The sequence below is a fragment of the Thalassotalea litorea genome, from assembly GCF_043642205.1.
GTDB lineage: Bacteria > Pseudomonadota > Gammaproteobacteria > Enterobacterales > Alteromonadaceae > Thalassotalea_A > Thalassotalea_A litorea.
In genome coordinates, this window is the sequence record NZ_JBHZSG010000002.1 from 1 (window position 1) to 16,668 (window position 16,668).

Sequence of the window (16,668 nt, forward strand, 5' to 3'; positions counted from 1 at the left end):
TAACTGCTCCTGCGTTATTCTACCTGCATACATCCATGTATTTGTGCATATTCGACATTCACTACATCCCTGTAGCTCTGCGACGTTTAACCATCCATGAAACGTCGCTTTACCGTCCATCCCTGGACATAATCGCTAGGCCGCGTAAATATTAAATATCGGTTGAAGAATCAGAAAATTATAAAGCCCGCTCATTTGAGTGGTCTTTTTGCGTTTAGGTAGCTCATTCTTCGAAATGCTTAGTATTTTGACTCCACCCTAAAACGCAGTAACAACGCGTTTTACTTCCTCCGCGCAGAAAATCATTGACCAACACAGTCATTCCCAGACACTACTGGGAATCTAAAGCAAAAGCAGATCCCCACTTTCGTGAGGATGACGGAACAAAGTGCAAGCTAAAGCTCTAAAGGTGACAAATCGAACTAAAGTTCTCCTAGGGTGACTACCCTTGCCGTCATTCCCAGACACTACTGGGAATCTAAAGCAAAAGCAGATCCCCACTTTCGTGAGGATGACAGAACAAAGTGCAAGCTAAAGCTCTAAAGGTGACAAACACAGCTAAAAACGCTGTGTTAGGGTGACAGCCGCAGCAAACAAGCCTGCGTCTGGTGACAAATCTAACTAAAGTTCTCCTAGGGTGACTACCCTTGCCGTCATTCCCAGACACTACTGGGAATCTAAAGCAAAAGCAGATCCCCACTTTCGTGAGGATGACGGAAGGGCTGAGGATGACGGAGTTGAGTGTGTAGATGACGAAGTTTTCACCTAAAACCTGGCGGAACTAAAGTTTTATCCACCTACGCAGTTGTCACCTAAAAACCTGCTGGAATTAAGGTTTTATCCACCCGCGAAGCCTCCACCTTCGAATCGTTTTTGATTCGACTCCACTCTAAAACGCAGTAACAACGCGTTTTACTTCCTCCGCGCAGAAAATCACTGACCAACACCGTCATTCCCAGACACTACTGGGAATCTAAAGGAAAAGCAGATCCCCACTTTCGTGAGGATGACGGAAGGGGGGAGGGTGACGCGATTTAGTGTGAGTAAGACGGATTCTCACCCAAAAACCTGCCGAAACTAAGGTTTTATCCACCTACGCAGTTGTCACCTAAAAACCTGTCGGAACTAAGGTTTTATCCACCTACGCAGTTGTCACCTAAAAACCTGCCGAGACTAAGGTTTTATCCACCTACGAAGTTGTCACCTAAAAACCTGCTGGAATTAAGGTTTTATCCACCTACGAAGTTGTCACCTAAAAACCTGCCGAGACTAAGGTTTTAACCACCTACGAAGTTGTCACCCAAAAAACTGCTGGAATTAAGGTTTTATCCACCCGCGCAGCATCCCTCTACAACAGTAATCTTTTGGATAAAAGATTACTTAGCCTGCATACTCATCTCTTTATCAACCATATAAATCTGGTACTTGGCACCTTTGAAGTTTTCGTCCCATTGCTCGAATACTTCCTGAGCTTTTTCTTCACTGCCCATATGTTTGCTTAAAGCTTCGTAGAAGGTTTCTTTAGGTCTTTCCATGCCTTTATAGTCGGTATAAGGGATGACTAACCCAATACTGCCTTTACCGCCTATTTGACGTGACCATGACCAGTAATAAGGCCATTTCATCTCTTTTGCATTGTCACTTAGCATTTTCTTACTTTGCTCAATAGCGCCAGCCTTACCAAATTTACCGTGAAACTCGGTCACACCAAAATACATAAATTTGCTACTATCATCGGGCCAGTGGCTGTTTTCCATGTCAAGCTCATAGTAATAATGCTCATAAGAGGCGACGTACTTGCTAACTTTGTCCTGCCAGTGTTGACCAATATTGTTTTTGTTGGCCCATTCTTTATATGTATCCAGATCTCCCCAGGCGACACAGCAGCTTCTGACATAATACTTATTCAAATGCTTGCCAAGTAAAGGGCGATAGGTGTTCCACTGTCGTGGGTCTTCTTTGTCCTGGCGGTACTCAAGATGGTCTTTAAATGCTTCTACAAATTTTTCCTCCATGCCTTCCACTGGCACCATTACCCAAAGCTCAGCGATGTTCGCCGAGGGTTTTTCTTCGGCATTAACGGAAATGGGTAAGCAAAGGGCCAATACAAAAGCAAAAGCAAGGTTATATAGGTGATTTAATCGTTTCATGGCTAGTTCCTAATTAACAGATAATTAGAATTCACAATAACCAAACAGGAGAGAGAATTAACGGGCATTAAACACATGAATCATTGGTTATGTGTATTCAGATGGGTTTATTCTAGCAAAGGATTGATATTTGGCTATTTGAGCAGGTATTTAATACCAATCACATTAAGTTTGTGCACAACTCAGAGTTAGGGCAGAGGTTCAGTTACAACATAGATTTTATTGATATAGTCATTCTATATTAATGAAATATAGGGCCGTAAATGGACCTTAAGATAAACTCCCTGCGGGTGAGTTTTAAAGGCATTTATGTTGCGTTACTGATTTTGACCGATTTTAAGATAATGGAGCGACCATTCTCTGCAATCAAAGCCTTGTCTAAAAGCCTTTATATTCTCACTGAGTGAGCAATAATTTAATGTGATTGGTTATTACTAGGTGTGGTTCATCAACGTTAAAAGGTTCAGGCATCTTGGAAACAATAAAAAAGGAGCTTAGGCTCCTTCTTTATTCAGTGCATCGACGGTGCAGTTAATGGTTACAACCACCTTCACTGTGCACATGGCCATGAGCAATTTCATCTTCTGTTGCCGTTCTGACTTCGAGGATTTCTACGTCAAAGACTAAATCAAGACCCGCTAATGGATGGTTACCATCGACAGTAATGGTATCTTCTTCTACGTCAACAACAATCACCGTTTGCTCACCTTCGTCGGTTTGTGCACGCAATTGCATACCGACATCTAGATTATCGATACCTTGAAATAACTCTTTCGGAACGGTTTGCACAAAGCCATCATGGCGCTCGCCATAAGCTTCTTTCGCTTCCACTTCGACCGTAAATTTATCGCCAACAGCTTTTTCGTGTAAAGCCACTTCCAGGCCTGGGATCAAAAAACCAGAACCTTGAATAAACTCCAGTGGCTGATGATCATATGAACTGTCAATGAGGTTTTTTTCACTATCCATCACGGCGTAGTGCATTTTTACAACGGTGTTTTCAGCAATTTTCATAAGGTTTCCTATTCATTTATTACTTATCATCAAGGTCATAGGGAAGCGGCATTTGCGTCAACACCGTATCGGCTAGATCTTTAATTCTAAAAATATCATTGAGGTCTGTGTCATTGGCTAATACGGCCTGAACGTATAGGCTACCATCATCGGCTTGATACAAGTTAGTCATGTTGCCTCCGCGGCGCCAGTTGTCTCCGAGTTGCTTTTCTAAAAGCGCGCTACTTTCTACAAGGTGTTCCGTTTTACCCTGCAGGGAGAACATGGCTCTTTTGTTTTTCCCCAGATACTTCATACGAGCAACGGTTTCTTGCCCCATGTAACAACCCTTGGTAAAACTGATCCCGTTTATTGCCTGTAGGTTTAGCATTTGCGGGACATATTCTTCAATAGCGGCATTGCTAAGTGTTGGAAAACCATTAATAACATCTAATAGAGTCCAGATAGCGTTATCATACACCGGAATGTTTAATCCTTGCACAAACGTACTCAGCTCATCATCATTACCGACAATAATATAACCGGACTTATGACCATCAAATTTGATAATCGTTAAAGCCTGATACCTGCTTACTGGATGCTCTGAATCTGGCAATGAGGGCAGCAATGGTGAGAGTATTTCGTCAATGTTATCACCAGCTAGAGCGACAGCCTGAACATCAGCAAATTGCAATTCTGCGTTAGCAAATACCGCAAACTTTTTTAATTGTTGCAGTGAGGCTGATGCTGATTCCGGGCTCATTAGCATCATGATTTGCTCGGCATGTTCGAATAATCGAAATGCAGAAAATACTTTTCCTTTTGCATCGCAATGGGCACCAACAAGCAATGACGTCTCGGTGAGAGAATTGACATCACACGTCAATTGCCCCTGCAAATAAGAGCGCCTTTCGTCTCCGGAGACAGAGATCATCGATTGGTTTTGGATGCGACAGGCATAAGCGGCTGGCAATGATTCGAGCGATGGGTGTGAAGAGTCAACTTTCATGAGTATCTGATATGGGGTGCCTTATACTTTCGTTGTTGTAAATAGTGGGGGAAATAATATGAATTTCAACCTATAAACGGGTTTTTATTACGAAAAAGGCATCGAAAACAGGCTTTCACCTAGTCAATTGTCTAAAGTCATTGGTACAATTGTTTTTATCTACGCAATTGAAAATTACAGAGTGAGCAGGATTTATTATGACGTTGGCCAATCACAAAGCAAGAACAAAGTGGGCATGTAGACGGGGAATGTTAGAGTTAGATGTTTTGTTTATGCCTTTCGTTGATGAAGCCTGGGATCACCTCGACGATGAGCAAAAGCAGGTGTTTGAACGATTGCTTGAATGTGACGACCCGGAATTATTCGCCTGGTTTATGGGACATGAAGAGTGCAAAGATGAACAACTCAACGCTATGGTCCAACTCATCCTCAACCGCGTTAAAGTTTAATGTAAGCGAAACACCAAGTCGCATCAAACAGCGGGTTGAACAAATAAGCCTGGCGTTACCCTGTTTTTTGTTAGCATTGCTAAACGGATATTTTTTTCAATCCTGGAACATCGTCTTTGTTATTTTGGTGCTGGCTACATTGTTGTTAACACTAAGCGTTAGCAGAGGCTTTTTTAACAGATTTTCTGATGGGCTCGAGCAGGCATTATTGTCCGCGAAAATATTTTATTGTAATCCGCGTGGGGAATTAAGCCTTTGTGCAACTGAGAAATGGCAAATTCAATCAACAAGTAAAGTCGTACCTTGGGGGTGTTGTATATCATTGAGATCATTAACCCCCTCATTTACAGAGCCGTTAGAACGAAATGTTTGGATATACTCAGATATGTTGCCAGACGATGAATATAAAAGCTTGTGTCGTATTGTAAACGCGTGCGCGTATCAATATACCCAGAGTACTCAGCAGTAAAAGGTTGACTGTATGAGCTTTATCTAGATAGCTAAACTTAGAAAGCTATTGCCTGATAGCTATTGCTTGTGAGCTTGCCCTCGGTCTCAGCGCTGAGCCGCGCAAAAGCTTAATGGAATTGCGATAAAGCGTTATTCACTCGCCTTTAGGTATCTTTAATCGGCGTTAATATTGTTGCGCTGCCATGGTTTAACGTTTCCGGATAATCTAACGTATAGTGCAGGCCTCGGCTTTCTTTTCTTTCCATTGCACTTAAAATGATGAGTTCTGCAACTTGCACCAGGTTTCTTAGCTCAAGCAAATTATTGCTCACTTTAAAGTGACGATAATATTCCTGAATTTCCGATTGTAATAAATTCACCCGGTTTAACGCTCGTTTAAGTCGCTTATCGGTTCGGACAATTCCGACGTAATCCCACATAAACAACCGTAGCTCATGCCAGTTATGCTGAATGACAACTTCTTCATCCGAATTGGTTACCCGACTTTCATCCCAGGCAGGTATTTGAATAATATCTGCGCCAGTTTGAAGATTATCCGCAATATGCTCTGCAGCGGCACGGGCGAAAACAATACATTCAAGCAACGAATTGCTTGCCATTCGGTTCGCGCCATGTAAACCGGTATAAGACACTTCACCAATTGCATAAAGGTTATTAATATCGGTTTGACCATGGCGATTGATCATTACGCCGCCACAAGTGTAGTGTGCAGCCGGTACAATAGGCAGGGGCTGGCGTGTCATATCCATGCCAAGTTTTGAGGTTTTCTCATAAATGGTAGGGAAATGCTGTTTAATAAACGTTGCGGATTTATGACTGATATCCAGATACATGCAGTCAGCACCCAGGCGTTTCATTTCATAATCAATAGCACGGGCGACAACATCGCGCGGCGCAAGTTCGGCTCTTTGATCAAATTCAGGCATAAATCGACTGCCGTCTGGACGACGTAAAATGGCACCTTCACCGCGCAAGGCTTCCGTCAGCAAAAAGGTTCCTGCCTGTGGGTGATATAAACAGGTTGGATGGAATTGATTAAATTCCATGTTGGCAACCCGGCACCCAGCACGCCATGCCATGGCAATACCGTCGCCACTGGCCACATCTGGATTCGATGTGTACTGATAAACTTTACTGGCGCCACCGGTGGCAAGAATAACTTTTTTAGCATGGATTGCTTCGACTTTTTCGACATTTCGATTCCAGACGTATGCACCAATGCATTCTTGTTCATTTTTGTTGTTTGTCGCCGATTGCGTGATCAGATCGATGGCATTGCATCGTTCAAAAATTCGGATTCGCGAGTGTCGTTGAGCACGTTCCACTAATGTGGTTTGGACGGCATGACCGGTAGCATCGGCAGCATGAAGGATGCGTCTGTGACTATGGCCTCCTTCACGAGTTAAATGGAATTCAGTATCGCCACTGGCAGATTGACGTTGATCAAATTGAACCCCTTGATCAATTAACCACTGCATTGACGCTTTGGCCTGCTCGGCGGTGAACCGAACCATAGCTTCGTCACAAATCCCGCCACCTGCGATTAAGGTATCCTGAACGTGGGCATCGACGGAATCTTTTTCATCAAATACGGCGGCAATCCCGCCTTGGGCATAATAGGTAGAACCTTCGTGAATGGGGCCTTTACTTAATAGGATCACATCGGCTAATTGTGCCAGGTTTAATGCCAGAGTCAGGCCTGCGGCGCCACTTCCGATTATCAGAACGTCGCAGTTGTGTTGTTGATTCATTGTCGCAAGTAATATTATGATGACGGACAGGTTTCGAATTTTAACGTAAAATCAGTGGAATACCAATTGCTAGCAGCTTGTCGGCCGTTAATTTACAGCTAAAATTGATGTTGTAGCGATTTTTTTTAGTTCTCAATAATATTTTGCGAACTTTTTACGTTCATCGCAGTCATAACTGATGTGTTTGCTAAGAGCTGAGTTGTTATCACCAAATCAATAAAGCGGTGATATAAGAAAGTATATAGGGGAATTAGCTCTGATGAGCGAACAGAATGTTGACCAGATGTTGGTCAAACAGGTACAGAACGGAGATAAAAACGCTTTTAATTTGTTGGTACAAAAATATCAACAAAAAGTGATGAATCTGGTTTCAAGATATGTGAAGAACCAGGCGGATGTCGCCGATGTTACCCAAGAAGCTTTTATCAAGGCGTATCGGGCAATTGGTAACTTTCGCAGTGAAAGCGCTTTTTATACCTGGCTGTACCGCATTGCGGTGAATACCGCCAAGAATCATCTGTTAGCAGGAAGTCGTAAACCGCCGGGATCGGATATCGAGGTGGAAGATGCTCAGATGTATGATAGCGGTGATGCTCTACGGGAAAATGCTTCACCAGAGAGGATGATTTTAACGGATGAAATTCGCCAATTGATTTTTACGACCATCGAGCAGTTACCAGAGGAATTGCGTACAGCGATTAATCTGCGAGAACTGGATGGGTTAAGTTATGAGGAAATAGCCAATATAATGGAGTGTCCGGTCGGTACAGTAAGATCACGTATTTTTCGTGCCCGGGATGCGGTAGATAAGAAAATTAAACCATTATTGCAGCGCTAATTGTGAGTTAAATTATGAGTAACAAAAATAGTGAATCGATATCCGCATTTCTGGATTCCTACGAAGCCGAAGGATTGTCTGTAGATGATCTCAAGCAAGATCAGCAGCAATTAGATACCTGGGGCAGGTACCACATGATTGGTGATGTGATGCGAGGAGAAGCCGGAAGCTTTATCATGCCGGATTTGGCAAATAATATTGCCGTCGCCATTGCTGCCGAGCCTACGGTGTTAGCACCTCAAAAAACGCCGTCTTTGGCTAATAAGGTGAAGGCGAAAGTCGTGCAGTTTGCGAAACCTGCGGGTCAATTTGCCATAGCCGCATCGGCTGCCGGTTTGATGGTGTTAGGTGTACAACAGGCCAATGTTGTCGATGATGTGCCTTTGGTTCCGACTCAGGTCTTTCAACCCATGCCCTTTGGTGGTGTTGCTGATCCCGTCAGTTACAATTATGAACAGCCTAGTATCACGCAACAAAAGCAAGATTTAATAAAGCGTCAGCAGAAACTTCAGGCAATTTTACTTGATCATCAAAAACAGATTAAGCTACAAGCCAATACAAATCAGCCTAAATCAGACCAGGAACAACCTGAAAAATAATGAAGTTAGCATTTATCTTGATTGTATCGGCATGCCTGAGTGTGCCGGTATTTGCCCAGCAGTCCTCGGGAGAAGAGTTATCTTCTGAAGAAAACCTTCCACAACAGGCTCCCGCGTTAGAACAATCTATCAAGCCGCAACCGACCGCAAAACAGTGGCTGCAACGACTATCCAATTCATTACGACAATTAAATTTCGATACCTCATTTGTCGTGGTCCGTAACAATCGCGCAGAACCTTATCGTTGGTTACATGGTATTGAAAACGGCCGTGAACTTGAATTAATTTCATTGCTTAATGGCCCCCGAAAAGAGGCCGTTAGGGTAGATAATACGGTTAGTTATTTTGAGTCTAATCAACAGCCTTATTCGGTTAACACCAACAGCATTAGCGGCCCCATTCCCCGGGCGTTCACTTCAGATATTGAAAAGATTTATCAAAGTTATGATTTGGTTGAAGTCGGAAAAAGCCGAATTCTTGGCCGCCCAGCACAGTTGATTCGTCTGGTTAGTAAGGACAAACAACGCTTTGGTTATTGGGTATGGTTGGATATCGAAAGTGGTCTATTGCTGAAAGCGGCAATTATCAATAACGAGGGTGAGTTGCTGGAACAAATACAGTTCACTCACCTGACAATCAGCGAAAAGTCTAATGACATGCTGCAGCAATTGCTTGAAGCCGAGTTGCCGAATACCCATGATAATCCATCGGAAGTCACTCAGGCCCAGCTAAAATGGCGCGTAAACTGGTTACCTAATGGCTTTGATATGTTAGAGTCCAATCAACATTTTGTGGAAACGATTAACCTTCCTGTTGATTTTTTGTTGTTCAATGATGGTTTAGTCGACGTTTCAGTGTATGTGAGTACAACCGATGAGGCGCCGCGTAAATCTTCGATTAACCAAACCGGTGCAACGGTTCTGCTTTCACAAATTCGTGAAGGTTACGAAATCAATATCGTTGGCAAAGTACCAGCCCAGACAGCGAACGCAATCGCGGACTCCATAACGTTTAATTAAACACGGTTTAGGAAAAATGTTAACTACGTTAACGGGTGGATAAAACCTTTGTGCCGGCAGGTTTTTAGGTGACAACTGCGTAGGTGGAAAAAACCTTAGTGGCGGCAGGTTTTTGGGTGACAATCCGTCATCTTCACAGCCTACTCATCATATACAAACCCAAGTCTGTCTCCTTACACTCAACTCCGTCATCCTCAGCCTTAACCTCGTCATCCTCACGAAAGTGGGGATCTGCTTTTGCATTAGATTCCCAGTAGTGTCTGGGAATGACGGGAAGGGTAGTCACCCCGGGACGACTTCAATTGTAAAAGCCAGTCAACCTGAAAGGCCCCAGCGTTATCCTCACGAAAGTGGGGATCTGCTTTTGCATTAGATTCCCAGTAGTATCTGGGAATGACGGAATGGGTAGTCACCCTCAACTCCGTCATCCCCACCCTAATCCCGGTCATCCTTAAACTCAACTCCGTCATCCTCAGCCTTAACCTCGTCATCCTCACGAAAGTGGGGATCTGCTTTTGCGTTAGATTCCCAGTAGTATCTGGGAATGACGGGAAGTGTAGTCACCCCGGGACGACTTCAATTGTAAAAGCCAGTCAACCTGAAAGGCCCCAGCGTCATCCTCACGAAAGTGGGGATCTGCTTTGCATTAGATTCCCAGTAGTATCTGGGAATGACGGGGAGGGTAGTCAACCGAGGAGAACTTCAGTTCGATTTGTCACCAGGCGCAGTGTTGTTTGCTGTGGCTGTCACCCTGACGTATTCGCCTCTCACCTAACACCACCTCGTTGGCGTTGTTTTCAACGCCGCTAGAACTTTAGCGCCCAAACAAGGTACAATTCCCTTATCATTCACCTAAAATCACTTTTGAACCTTTATGATTGAAGAAACTGCCCGCGTAACCCGCGTTGAAGGCAACCAGGTCGATGTCGAAAGCGTGGTGAAATCCGGATGTTCAAGCTGCCAGCAAATCGATACCTGTGGTAGTGGCCAGGTTGCAAAGGGCTTGGGCGTCAGACATATGAAACTGACTTTAACAACCGAGCTTGAGTTACTCGTTGGCGACGAAGTTGTCATCGCATTGCCTCAAAGTCAGCTACTGTCAGCGGCGTTGCAAGTCTATATATTGCCGCTTATCGGCTTAATAGCCGCGGGAGCCTTTGGCCAGTTTTTCTTGGTCCAGCAATGGGCGTTGCATGAATTGTCTGCATTGGCTCTGGCCGTTATTGGCGGGGTAAGCGGATTTTATTTAGCGCGCTTCATGCAACAGCAACCCAAAAGAAAGCAGGCGCTTGAGGTTAAGATCTTAAGAAAATGCGATAAAAGTTCCGACCCACGGGCAATCCCGGTCAATATCCGTAACTAAAGATAGCCCCGGCGCTTTAAATTAGCTAAAATCACGCCATTATTGATTTTTATTGCAACCTAGTATTTTCCTCCTATGAAGCATATCCGAAATTTTTCTATCATTGCTCACATCGACCACGGTAAATCGACTTTGTCGGATCGCCTGATACAGCATTGCGGCGGCCTGGCTGATCGTGAAATGGAATCACAGGTTCTCGATTCCATGGATTTGGAGCGTGAGCGTGGTATCACGATCAAGGCTCAAAGCGTTACTTTGGATTACAAAGCCAAAGATGGCGAAACCTATCAGTTAAACTTTATCGATACGCCGGGTCACGTAGATTTTTCTTATGAGGTTTCTCGCTCCCTTGCTGCCTGTGAAGGTGCGTTGCTTGTGGTTGACGCCGGGCAAGGTGTTGAAGCCCAGACGCTGGCCAACTGCTATACCGCGATTGAGATGGATTTGGAAGTTGTGCCAATCCTGAACAAGATTGATTTACCACAAGCAGATCCAGATCGCGTATGTGAAGAAATTGAAGACATTATTGGTATTGACGCAACAGATGCGGTTCGATGCTCTGCTAAAACCGGTATTGGCATTGAAGATGTGCTGGAAAGTATCGTCGCCAATATTCCTCCACCAGAAGGCGAGCCGGAAGAAAAGCTGCAAGCGTTAATCATCGATTCCTGGTTTGATAATTATCAGGGCGTTGTTTCGTTAGTACGTGTTGTGCATGGTGAAATTAAAGCCGGCGATAAGATGACGGTAATGTCTACCGGACAGAATCATATCATCGATAAAGTCGGTATTTTCACGCCGAAACAAACCGATACCGGTGTTCTGAAGACCGGCGAGGTTGGCTTTGTAATCGCTGGCATCAAGGAAATTCATGGTGCCCCTGTTGGTGATACATTAACCATGACTCGCAATCCTGCAGCACAAGCACTTCCCGGTTTCCAGAAAGTGAAACCTCAGGTTTATGCTGGTATTTTCCCAATCAGTTCCGATGATTTTGAAAACTTCCGAGATGCGCTGAATAAACTAAGCTTAAATGATGCGTCTTTATTCTTTGAACCTGAGTCTTCAGGGGCATTAGGATTTGGTTTCCGTTGTGGCTTCTTAGGTATGCTGCACATGGAAATCATCCAGGAGCGGTTAGCACGCGAATATGATCTGGATTTGATCACCACGGCGCCAACGGTAAATTATGAAGTATTGCGTACTGATGGTACGGTATTAAAAATAGATAATCCGTCGGATTTACCGGCGGTTAACGAAATCTCTGAAATTCGAGAGCCGATTGTTGAAGCTCATATTCTGGTACCGCAGGAACACTTAGGTAACGTGATTACCTTATGTATCGAGAAACGTGGTGTGCAGAAAAACATGACCTATCATGGTAATCAGGTCGCCGTTGTTTATGAGTTACCGATGGCGGAAGTTGTTATGGACTTTTTCGATAAGTTGAAATCTACATCACGAGGCTATGCGTCGTTAGATTATAACTTTGTGCGCTTTGAAGCCTCCGACATGGTGCGTACTGATGTCTTGATCAATGGTGATAGAGTCGATGCGCTAGCGATGATCACTCATCGTTCGAATTCCGTCTCGCGTGGTCGTCAACTTGTTGATAAGTTGAAGGAATTAATCCACAGGCAAATGTTTGATGTTGCCATTCAAGCGGCAATTGGCAACAATGTTATTGCTCGGACAACAGTGAAACAACTGCGCAAGAACGTAATCGCCAAATGTTACGGTGGTGACGTCAGCCGTAAGAAGAAACTCTTACAAAAACAAAAAGAAGGTAAAAAACGGATGAAACAGGTCGGTAGTGTTGAAGTACCTCAGGAAGCGTTTTTGGCCGTTTTAAAATTAGGAAAATAACAGGCTATGGCAATGTACTTTTCATTGATTTTGGTGGTTGCAACATTAATTACCGGGACCGTTTGGTTGCTTGATAAATTTGTGTTTGCACCCAAACGTCAATTAAACCTCGCGGCAACGCAGGCCCAATGCGCGCAACCATTGAGTGAAGAAGCTGAGCGGAAAATTACCGAACCGAATGGTCTGGTTGAAACATCGGTACAAATTTTTCCGGTCATCGCTTTTGTCATGGTACTTCGTTCGTTTATTTACGAACCTTTCCAGATCCCCAGCGGCTCGATGATGCCGAACCTGTTTGATGGTGACTTCATTCTGGTAAACAAATTTAACTATGGGCTAAGAGAGCCCGTAACCCGTACCAAATTTTGGGAAAATGGCGCGCCCGAGCGTGGTGATGTGGTGGTCTTCAAATACCCGGAAGATGAACGTGTCGATTTCATCAAGCGCGTTATTGGTGTTCCAGGTGATGTGGTGATTTACCGTAACAAAACCTTGTATATCAAGCCTGCTTGCGCGGAGCAATCTACCGATTGCCCAGGCGCTGATAAAGTCATGAATGACTTTATCGCTACGGGCGAATATTTCCAGATGGATATGCCGATGACCCGTTACAATGAAAAACTGCCGGGTCGAGATCATGAAATTTTGGTGAATAACAATACCTATCAGCAGACCCGTCGTTTTCATAATCAACCCGGTACCGTTCGTGGTGAATGGGTGGTTCCAGAAGGTCAATATTTCGTGATGGGAGATAACCGCGATAATTCTCAGGACAGCCGTTTCTGGGGGTTTGTGCCGGAAGATAACCTGGTCGGTGAAGCTGTTGCTATCTGGATGAGTTTTGACTTTGAGCGCACGCCAGACAGCTGGCTACCAACATGGGTACCAACCGGTGTTCGCTTTGAGCGCATTGGTGGAATTAATTAATTGACTGGTATTGATAAGATTAAACAACTGAGTAATCGCTTAGGTTATCAATTTAATGATCCTGGACTACTGGTTCAGGCGCTAACGCACCGTAGTGCCAAAGGGAAGAACAATGAACGTCTGGAATTTCTGGGCGATTCAATCTTAGGCTATATCATTGCCAATGAACTGTATCGCAGGTTTCCGGATGCCTCAGAAGGTGAACTAACCCGGATGCGTTCCAGCCTGGTCAGGGGTGTCACCCTGGCTGAAATTGCCCGTGACTTTAATTTGGGTGACTATTTGCTGATGGGGCCGGGCGAGTTAAAAAGTGGCGGTTTCAGACGTGAATCGATATTGGAAGATGCCATAGAAGCCATTATTGGCGCCGTATATCTGGACTCCGATCTTAGTTGTTGTCAATCTCTGGTAAACAAATGGTTCAGTCAACGGCTCGACCAGATACGACCGGGAAAAGCCCAAAAAGATCCGAAAACCCGTTTACAGGAATACCTTCAGGGAAGACAGTTACCGTTACCGACCTACGAAGTGATCAATACCACAGGACAATCCCATAATCAGGAATTTACTGTAAGTTGTCTGGTCTCTGGTGTAGAACAAAAGATTGTTAGTAAAGGCAATTCACGACGCAAAGCTGAACAAGCAGCGGCAAAGCAAGCCTTGGAGTTTCTCAATGTCTGAACAAACCCGCCATTGTGGCCTGGTCGCATTAGTTGGCCGGCCAAATGTTGGTAAATCTACACTACTGAATGCGCTTTTAGGGCAAAAAGTCAGTATAACGTCCCGCAAACCACAAACCACTCGTCATCGTATCCTTGGCATTCTAAGCGAAGATAACAGGCAAGCCGTGTTGGTGGATACGCCAGGTTTACATTCGGATGAAAAGCGCGCGATAAACCGCTTAATGAACCGGGCAGCCAGTAGTTCGATTGCCGAAGTTGAGCTTATTGTATTTTTAGTCGAAGGTACTCATTGGACTGACGATGATCAACTGGTACTCAATAAAGTCAAAAAAAGTGGCAGACCGGTGATCCTGGCGATCAATAAAAGTGATAACGTCCAGGATAAGGAAGAGCTATTGCCGCATCTGCAAATCTTGGGTCAGTTGCACGATTTTCAGGATATTATTCCAATCAGTGCCACTAAGGGAGATAACGTCGATCAAATTCGCCAACGCTGCCTTGATGCGTTGCCCGAAGGCGACTTCTGGTTTCCTGAAGATTACATCACCGATCGTTCCTCGCGGTTTATGGCCTCGGAAATTATTCGTGAAAAATTGATGCGCTTTACTGGGGATGAACTGCCGTATTCAACCACCGTCGAAATTGAACAGTTTAAAATTGATCAAAGCGGCATTGTTCACATCAATGCATTGATTCTGGTTGAGCGTAATTCACAAAAGCGGATGGTCATTGGCAATAAAGGTGAGAAGCTAAAAGTCATAGGCCGTGAAGCTCGCCGTGATATTGAAAACCTACTGCAACGTCAGGTATTTCTTGAAACCTGGGTTAAGGTTAAATCCGGATGGGCCGATGACGAGCGAGCCCTGCGTAGTTTAGGGTACGGTGACGATTACTCGGGATAGGCATGAACAGGGATAGGGAACTGGCGTTACAGACCGTATATTTGCTGCATTCGAGGCCTTATCGAGAAAATAGCTTATTGCTAAATTTATTGTCAAAGGAACTCGGGCATATTAGTGCTATTGCCCACGCTGGCAGCAGTCGCAAGAATAGTAAACGCGCTCAGTTACAACCCTTTTCAACATTGCAGGTTGAGCTAAAAGGTAAAGGCTCTTTGCCGACGCTGACGCAAATCGAAAAAGCACAATTACCGTTACCTTTGTCAAGGCAATTTCTCTACAGTGGATTTTATCTTAATGAGTTGTGTGTTCGTCTTCTGCCTCAGGATATAAGCTGTGAGCCTCTGTTTTCTCACTACCACCAAGCCCTTCTTAATCTTGAACAACAAGCGCCCATTGAACCTATCTTAAGAAGCTTTGAGTTTGCTTTACTTGAAGAACTTGGTCTTGGTATCGATTTTTCAGTACTGGATGACGGGCATCAGGTTCAGGAGACAAGTCCGCAGTTTTGGTATTACCTGCCTGAGCAGGGACTGGTTGCCGCGGATTATGATCGTAATCTCAATAAATTGGCTACCAGTCATTTACTGGCAATAAGGGATGGAAATTTACAGGATCCAGACGTACTATTGACCTGTAAAACGCTGATGAGGCAAGTATTTAAACCTTTATTGGGGCATCGCCCACTGCAAAGCCGTAAACTGTTTGCTTATAGCAAATAGTCATTTTTAGTTTTTTAGAGTAGTCGTTAAACCATGAAAGATATATTACTGGGTGTAAACGTTGATCATATTGCCACGCTGCGTCAGGCTCGTGGTACTAGCTATCCCGATCCGGTGCATGCTGCATCAGTTGCAGAACATGCCGGCGCCGATGGCATAACCATTCATCTGCGTGAAGACAGACGTCATATCAACGATCGTGATGTGGAAGTGATGGCCAGAACGTTACAAACCCGAATGAATCTGGAAATGGCGGTTACCGATGAAATGCTGACAATTGCCGCGCAGATTAAACCCAAATTTTGTTGTCTTGTCCCTGAAAAACGGGAGGAGTTGACGACGGAAGGCGGGCTTGATGTGGCAGGTCAATTGCTGAAAGTCAGTGACGCGGTTCAACGGCTGCATAGCCACGGCACGACAGTGAGCTTATTTATTGATGCCGACATTGCACAAATCGATGCGGCTAAGGCAACAGGTGCAGCGTTTATCGAAATCCATACTGGCCAGTATGCTGAAGCTCAAACCGAGACGGAAATGCATGAAGAACTGGCACGTTTAATCAAAGGGATTGAATATGCCGACTCGATTGGACTAAAGGTCAATGCCGGGCATGGATTACATTACTTCAATGTAAAACCGATTGCGGCGATACCGCAAATCATCGAGTTGAATATTGGCCACGCTATTATCGCCCGGGCTGCCATTGATGGCCTGGACAAAGCGGTCCGTGATATGAAGCAGCTGATGCTTGATGCCAGAGCTATGAAGCTTGACCCGTTTAAAGCGGCGAGTGGGCACTAAACTCAAAACGCGACGCGTTTTGAAGGTGGAATTGAAACAGAATACGTTTCAAAGGTGGAATTGAAACAGAATACGTTTCAAAGGTGGAATTGAAACAGAATACGTTTCAAAGGTGGAATTGAAACAGA

The 16,668-nt window shown here is 44.5% G+C and carries 17 protein-coding genes; 12 read left to right on the forward strand and 5 right to left on the reverse strand.

What is annotated here, in order from left to right:
- Nucleotides 1-1,376: 1,376 nt before the first annotated feature.
- From ACHUFQ_RS01170 to ygfZ, 3 genes are all read right to left on the reverse strand, one after another.
- Entirely contained in the window at nt 1,377-2,150 is a 774-nt protein-coding gene (locus tag ACHUFQ_RS01170) for a hypothetical protein (RefSeq protein ID WP_394172195.1), read from the reverse strand.
- 531 nt (nt 2,151-2,681) lie between these two features.
- Nucleotides 2,682-3,164, reverse strand: coding sequence for an FKBP-type peptidyl-prolyl cis-trans isomerase (locus tag ACHUFQ_RS01175; protein ID WP_394172197.1), 483 nt, complete (start codon nt 3,162-3,164; stop codon nt 2,682-2,684).
- Between the two features lie 19 nt (nt 3,165-3,183).
- Entirely contained in the window at nt 3,184-4,152 is a 969-nt protein-coding gene (ygfZ, locus tag ACHUFQ_RS01180) for a tRNA-modifying protein YgfZ (RefSeq protein ID WP_394172199.1), read from the reverse strand.
- A 197-nt stretch (nt 4,153-4,349) separates the two neighbouring features.
- On the opposite strand from ygfZ, the gene ACHUFQ_RS01185 reads away from it, so the two are divergent.
- Nucleotides 4,350-4,601, forward strand: coding sequence for an FAD assembly factor SdhE (locus tag ACHUFQ_RS01185; RefSeq protein WP_394172201.1), 252 nt, complete (start codon nt 4,350-4,352; stop codon nt 4,599-4,601).
- The gene (locus tag ACHUFQ_RS01190; RefSeq protein ID WP_394172203.1) at nt 4,549-5,070 is read left to right on the forward strand and encodes a protein YgfX; all 522 of its coding nucleotides are present in this window, start codon (nt 4,549-4,551) and stop codon (nt 5,068-5,070) included. The genes ACHUFQ_RS01185 and ACHUFQ_RS01190 overlap by 53 nt, the downstream gene beginning before the upstream one ends.
- Before the next feature lie 145 nt (nt 5,071-5,215).
- Here the strand turns inward: ACHUFQ_RS01190 and nadB are convergent, their stop codons facing one another.
- Nucleotides 5,216-6,823 carry an L-aspartate oxidase gene (nadB, locus tag ACHUFQ_RS01195; RefSeq protein ID WP_394172205.1) on the reverse strand — a complete coding sequence of 536 codons (1,608 nt, stop codon included), beginning with the start codon at nt 6,821-6,823 and terminating at the stop codon, nt 5,216-5,218.
- A 259-nt stretch (nt 6,824-7,082) separates the two neighbouring features.
- Here nadB and rpoE point away from each other — a divergent pair, with 259 nt between their 5' ends.
- The 3 genes from rpoE to ACHUFQ_RS01210 are packed head-to-tail and all read left to right on the forward strand — an operon-like array spanning nt 7,083 to nt 9,279.
- The gene (gene rpoE / locus ACHUFQ_RS01200) at nt 7,083-7,661 is read left to right on the forward strand and encodes an RNA polymerase sigma factor RpoE (protein WP_138321732.1); all 579 of its coding nucleotides are present in this window, start codon (nt 7,083-7,085) and stop codon (nt 7,659-7,661) included.
- 14 nt (nt 7,662-7,675) lie between these two features.
- Nucleotides 7,676-8,260 carry a sigma-E factor negative regulatory protein gene (locus ACHUFQ_RS01205; protein WP_394172207.1) on the forward strand — a complete coding sequence of 195 codons (585 nt, stop codon included), beginning with the start codon at nt 7,676-7,678 and terminating at the stop codon, nt 8,258-8,260.
- On the forward strand, nt 8,260-9,279 hold the full coding sequence (locus ACHUFQ_RS01210; RefSeq protein ID WP_394172209.1) for a MucB/RseB C-terminal domain-containing protein: 1,020 nt from the start codon (nt 8,260-8,262) through the stop codon (nt 9,277-9,279). The genes ACHUFQ_RS01205 and ACHUFQ_RS01210 overlap by 1 nt, the downstream gene beginning before the upstream one ends.
- Before the next feature lie 242 nt (nt 9,280-9,521).
- Here ACHUFQ_RS01210 and ACHUFQ_RS01215 read toward each other — a convergent pair whose 3' ends face one another.
- Complete coding sequence (locus tag ACHUFQ_RS01215) at nt 9,522-9,692, reverse strand: hypothetical protein (RefSeq protein ID WP_394172211.1); 171 nt, start codon at nt 9,690-9,692, stop codon at nt 9,522-9,524.
- A gap of 461 nt (nt 9,693-10,153) precedes the next feature.
- On the opposite strand from ACHUFQ_RS01215, the gene ACHUFQ_RS01220 reads away from it, so the two are divergent.
- The 7 genes from ACHUFQ_RS01220 (at nt 10,154) to pdxJ (ending at nt 16,540) form a co-directional block, all read left to right on the forward strand.
- Nucleotides 10,154-10,642: a SoxR reducing system RseC family protein gene (locus ACHUFQ_RS01220; protein WP_394172213.1), complete on the forward strand. Its 489-nt coding sequence runs from the start codon at nt 10,154-10,156 to the stop codon at nt 10,640-10,642.
- A gap of 75 nt (nt 10,643-10,717) precedes the next feature.
- Complete coding sequence (gene lepA / locus ACHUFQ_RS01225) at nt 10,718-12,508, forward strand: translation elongation factor 4 (protein WP_394172215.1); 1,791 nt, start codon at nt 10,718-10,720, stop codon at nt 12,506-12,508.
- Between the two features lie 6 nt (nt 12,509-12,514).
- The gene (gene lepB / locus ACHUFQ_RS01230; protein ID WP_394172217.1) at nt 12,515-13,435 is read left to right on the forward strand and encodes a signal peptidase I; all 921 of its coding nucleotides are present in this window, start codon (nt 12,515-12,517) and stop codon (nt 13,433-13,435) included.
- Nucleotides 13,436-13,444: 9 nt separating this feature from the next.
- Nucleotides 13,445-14,116, forward strand: coding sequence for a ribonuclease III (gene rnc, locus ACHUFQ_RS01235; protein ID WP_394172515.1), 672 nt, complete (start codon nt 13,445-13,447; stop codon nt 14,114-14,116).
- Nucleotides 14,109-15,020, forward strand: a complete 912-nt coding sequence (era, locus tag ACHUFQ_RS01240) for a GTPase Era (RefSeq protein ID WP_394172219.1) — start codon at nt 14,109-14,111, stop codon at nt 15,018-15,020. Before rnc ends, era begins: the two co-directional genes overlap by 8 nt.
- A gap of 2 nt (nt 15,021-15,022) precedes the next feature.
- Entirely contained in the window at nt 15,023-15,739 is a 717-nt protein-coding gene (gene recO / locus ACHUFQ_RS01245) for a DNA repair protein RecO (RefSeq protein ID WP_394172221.1), read from the forward strand.
- Nucleotides 15,740-15,772: 33 nt separating this feature from the next.
- Nucleotides 15,773-16,540, forward strand: a complete 768-nt coding sequence (gene pdxJ, locus ACHUFQ_RS01250; protein ID WP_394172223.1) for a pyridoxine 5'-phosphate synthase — start codon at nt 15,773-15,775, stop codon at nt 16,538-16,540.
- Nucleotides 16,541-16,668: the final 128 nt, after the last annotated feature.

Coding starts and splice junctions, on each gene's coding strand:
- lepA (WP_394172215.1), top strand. CDS start 10,718: ATGAAGCATATCCGAAATTTTTCTATCATTGCTCACATCGACCACGGT.
- nadB (WP_394172205.1), bottom strand. CDS start 6,823: ATGAATCAACAACACAACTGCGACGTTCTGATAATCGGAAGTGGCGCC.
- ACHUFQ_RS01185 (WP_394172201.1), top strand. CDS start 4,350: ATGACGTTGGCCAATCACAAAGCAAGAACAAAGTGGGCATGTAGACGG.
- ygfZ (WP_394172199.1), bottom strand. CDS start 4,152: ATGAAAGTTGACTCTTCACACCCATCGCTCGAATCATTGCCAGCCGCT.
- pdxJ (WP_394172223.1), top strand. CDS start 15,773: ATGAAAGATATATTACTGGGTGTAAACGTTGATCATATTGCCACGCTG.
- era (WP_394172219.1), top strand. CDS start 14,109: ATGTCTGAACAAACCCGCCATTGTGGCCTGGTCGCATTAGTTGGCCGG.
- ACHUFQ_RS01175 (WP_394172197.1), bottom strand. CDS start 3,164: ATGAAAATTGCTGAAAACACCGTTGTAAAAATGCACTACGCCGTGATG.
- lepB (WP_394172217.1), top strand. CDS start 12,515: ATGGCAATGTACTTTTCATTGATTTTGGTGGTTGCAACATTAATTACC.
- ACHUFQ_RS01190 (WP_394172203.1), top strand. CDS start 4,549: ATGAACAACTCAACGCTATGGTCCAACTCATCCTCAACCGCGTTAAAG.
- ACHUFQ_RS01210 (WP_394172209.1), top strand. CDS start 8,260: ATGAAGTTAGCATTTATCTTGATTGTATCGGCATGCCTGAGTGTGCCG.
- recO (WP_394172221.1), top strand. CDS start 15,023: ATGAACAGGGATAGGGAACTGGCGTTACAGACCGTATATTTGCTGCAT.
- ACHUFQ_RS01170 (WP_394172195.1), bottom strand. CDS start 2,150: ATGAAACGATTAAATCACCTATATAACCTTGCTTTTGCTTTTGTATTG.
- ACHUFQ_RS01205 (WP_394172207.1), top strand. CDS start 7,676: ATGAGTAACAAAAATAGTGAATCGATATCCGCATTTCTGGATTCCTAC.
- rpoE (WP_138321732.1), top strand. CDS start 7,083: ATGAGCGAACAGAATGTTGACCAGATGTTGGTCAAACAGGTACAGAAC.
- ACHUFQ_RS01220 (WP_394172213.1), top strand. CDS start 10,154: ATGATTGAAGAAACTGCCCGCGTAACCCGCGTTGAAGGCAACCAGGTC.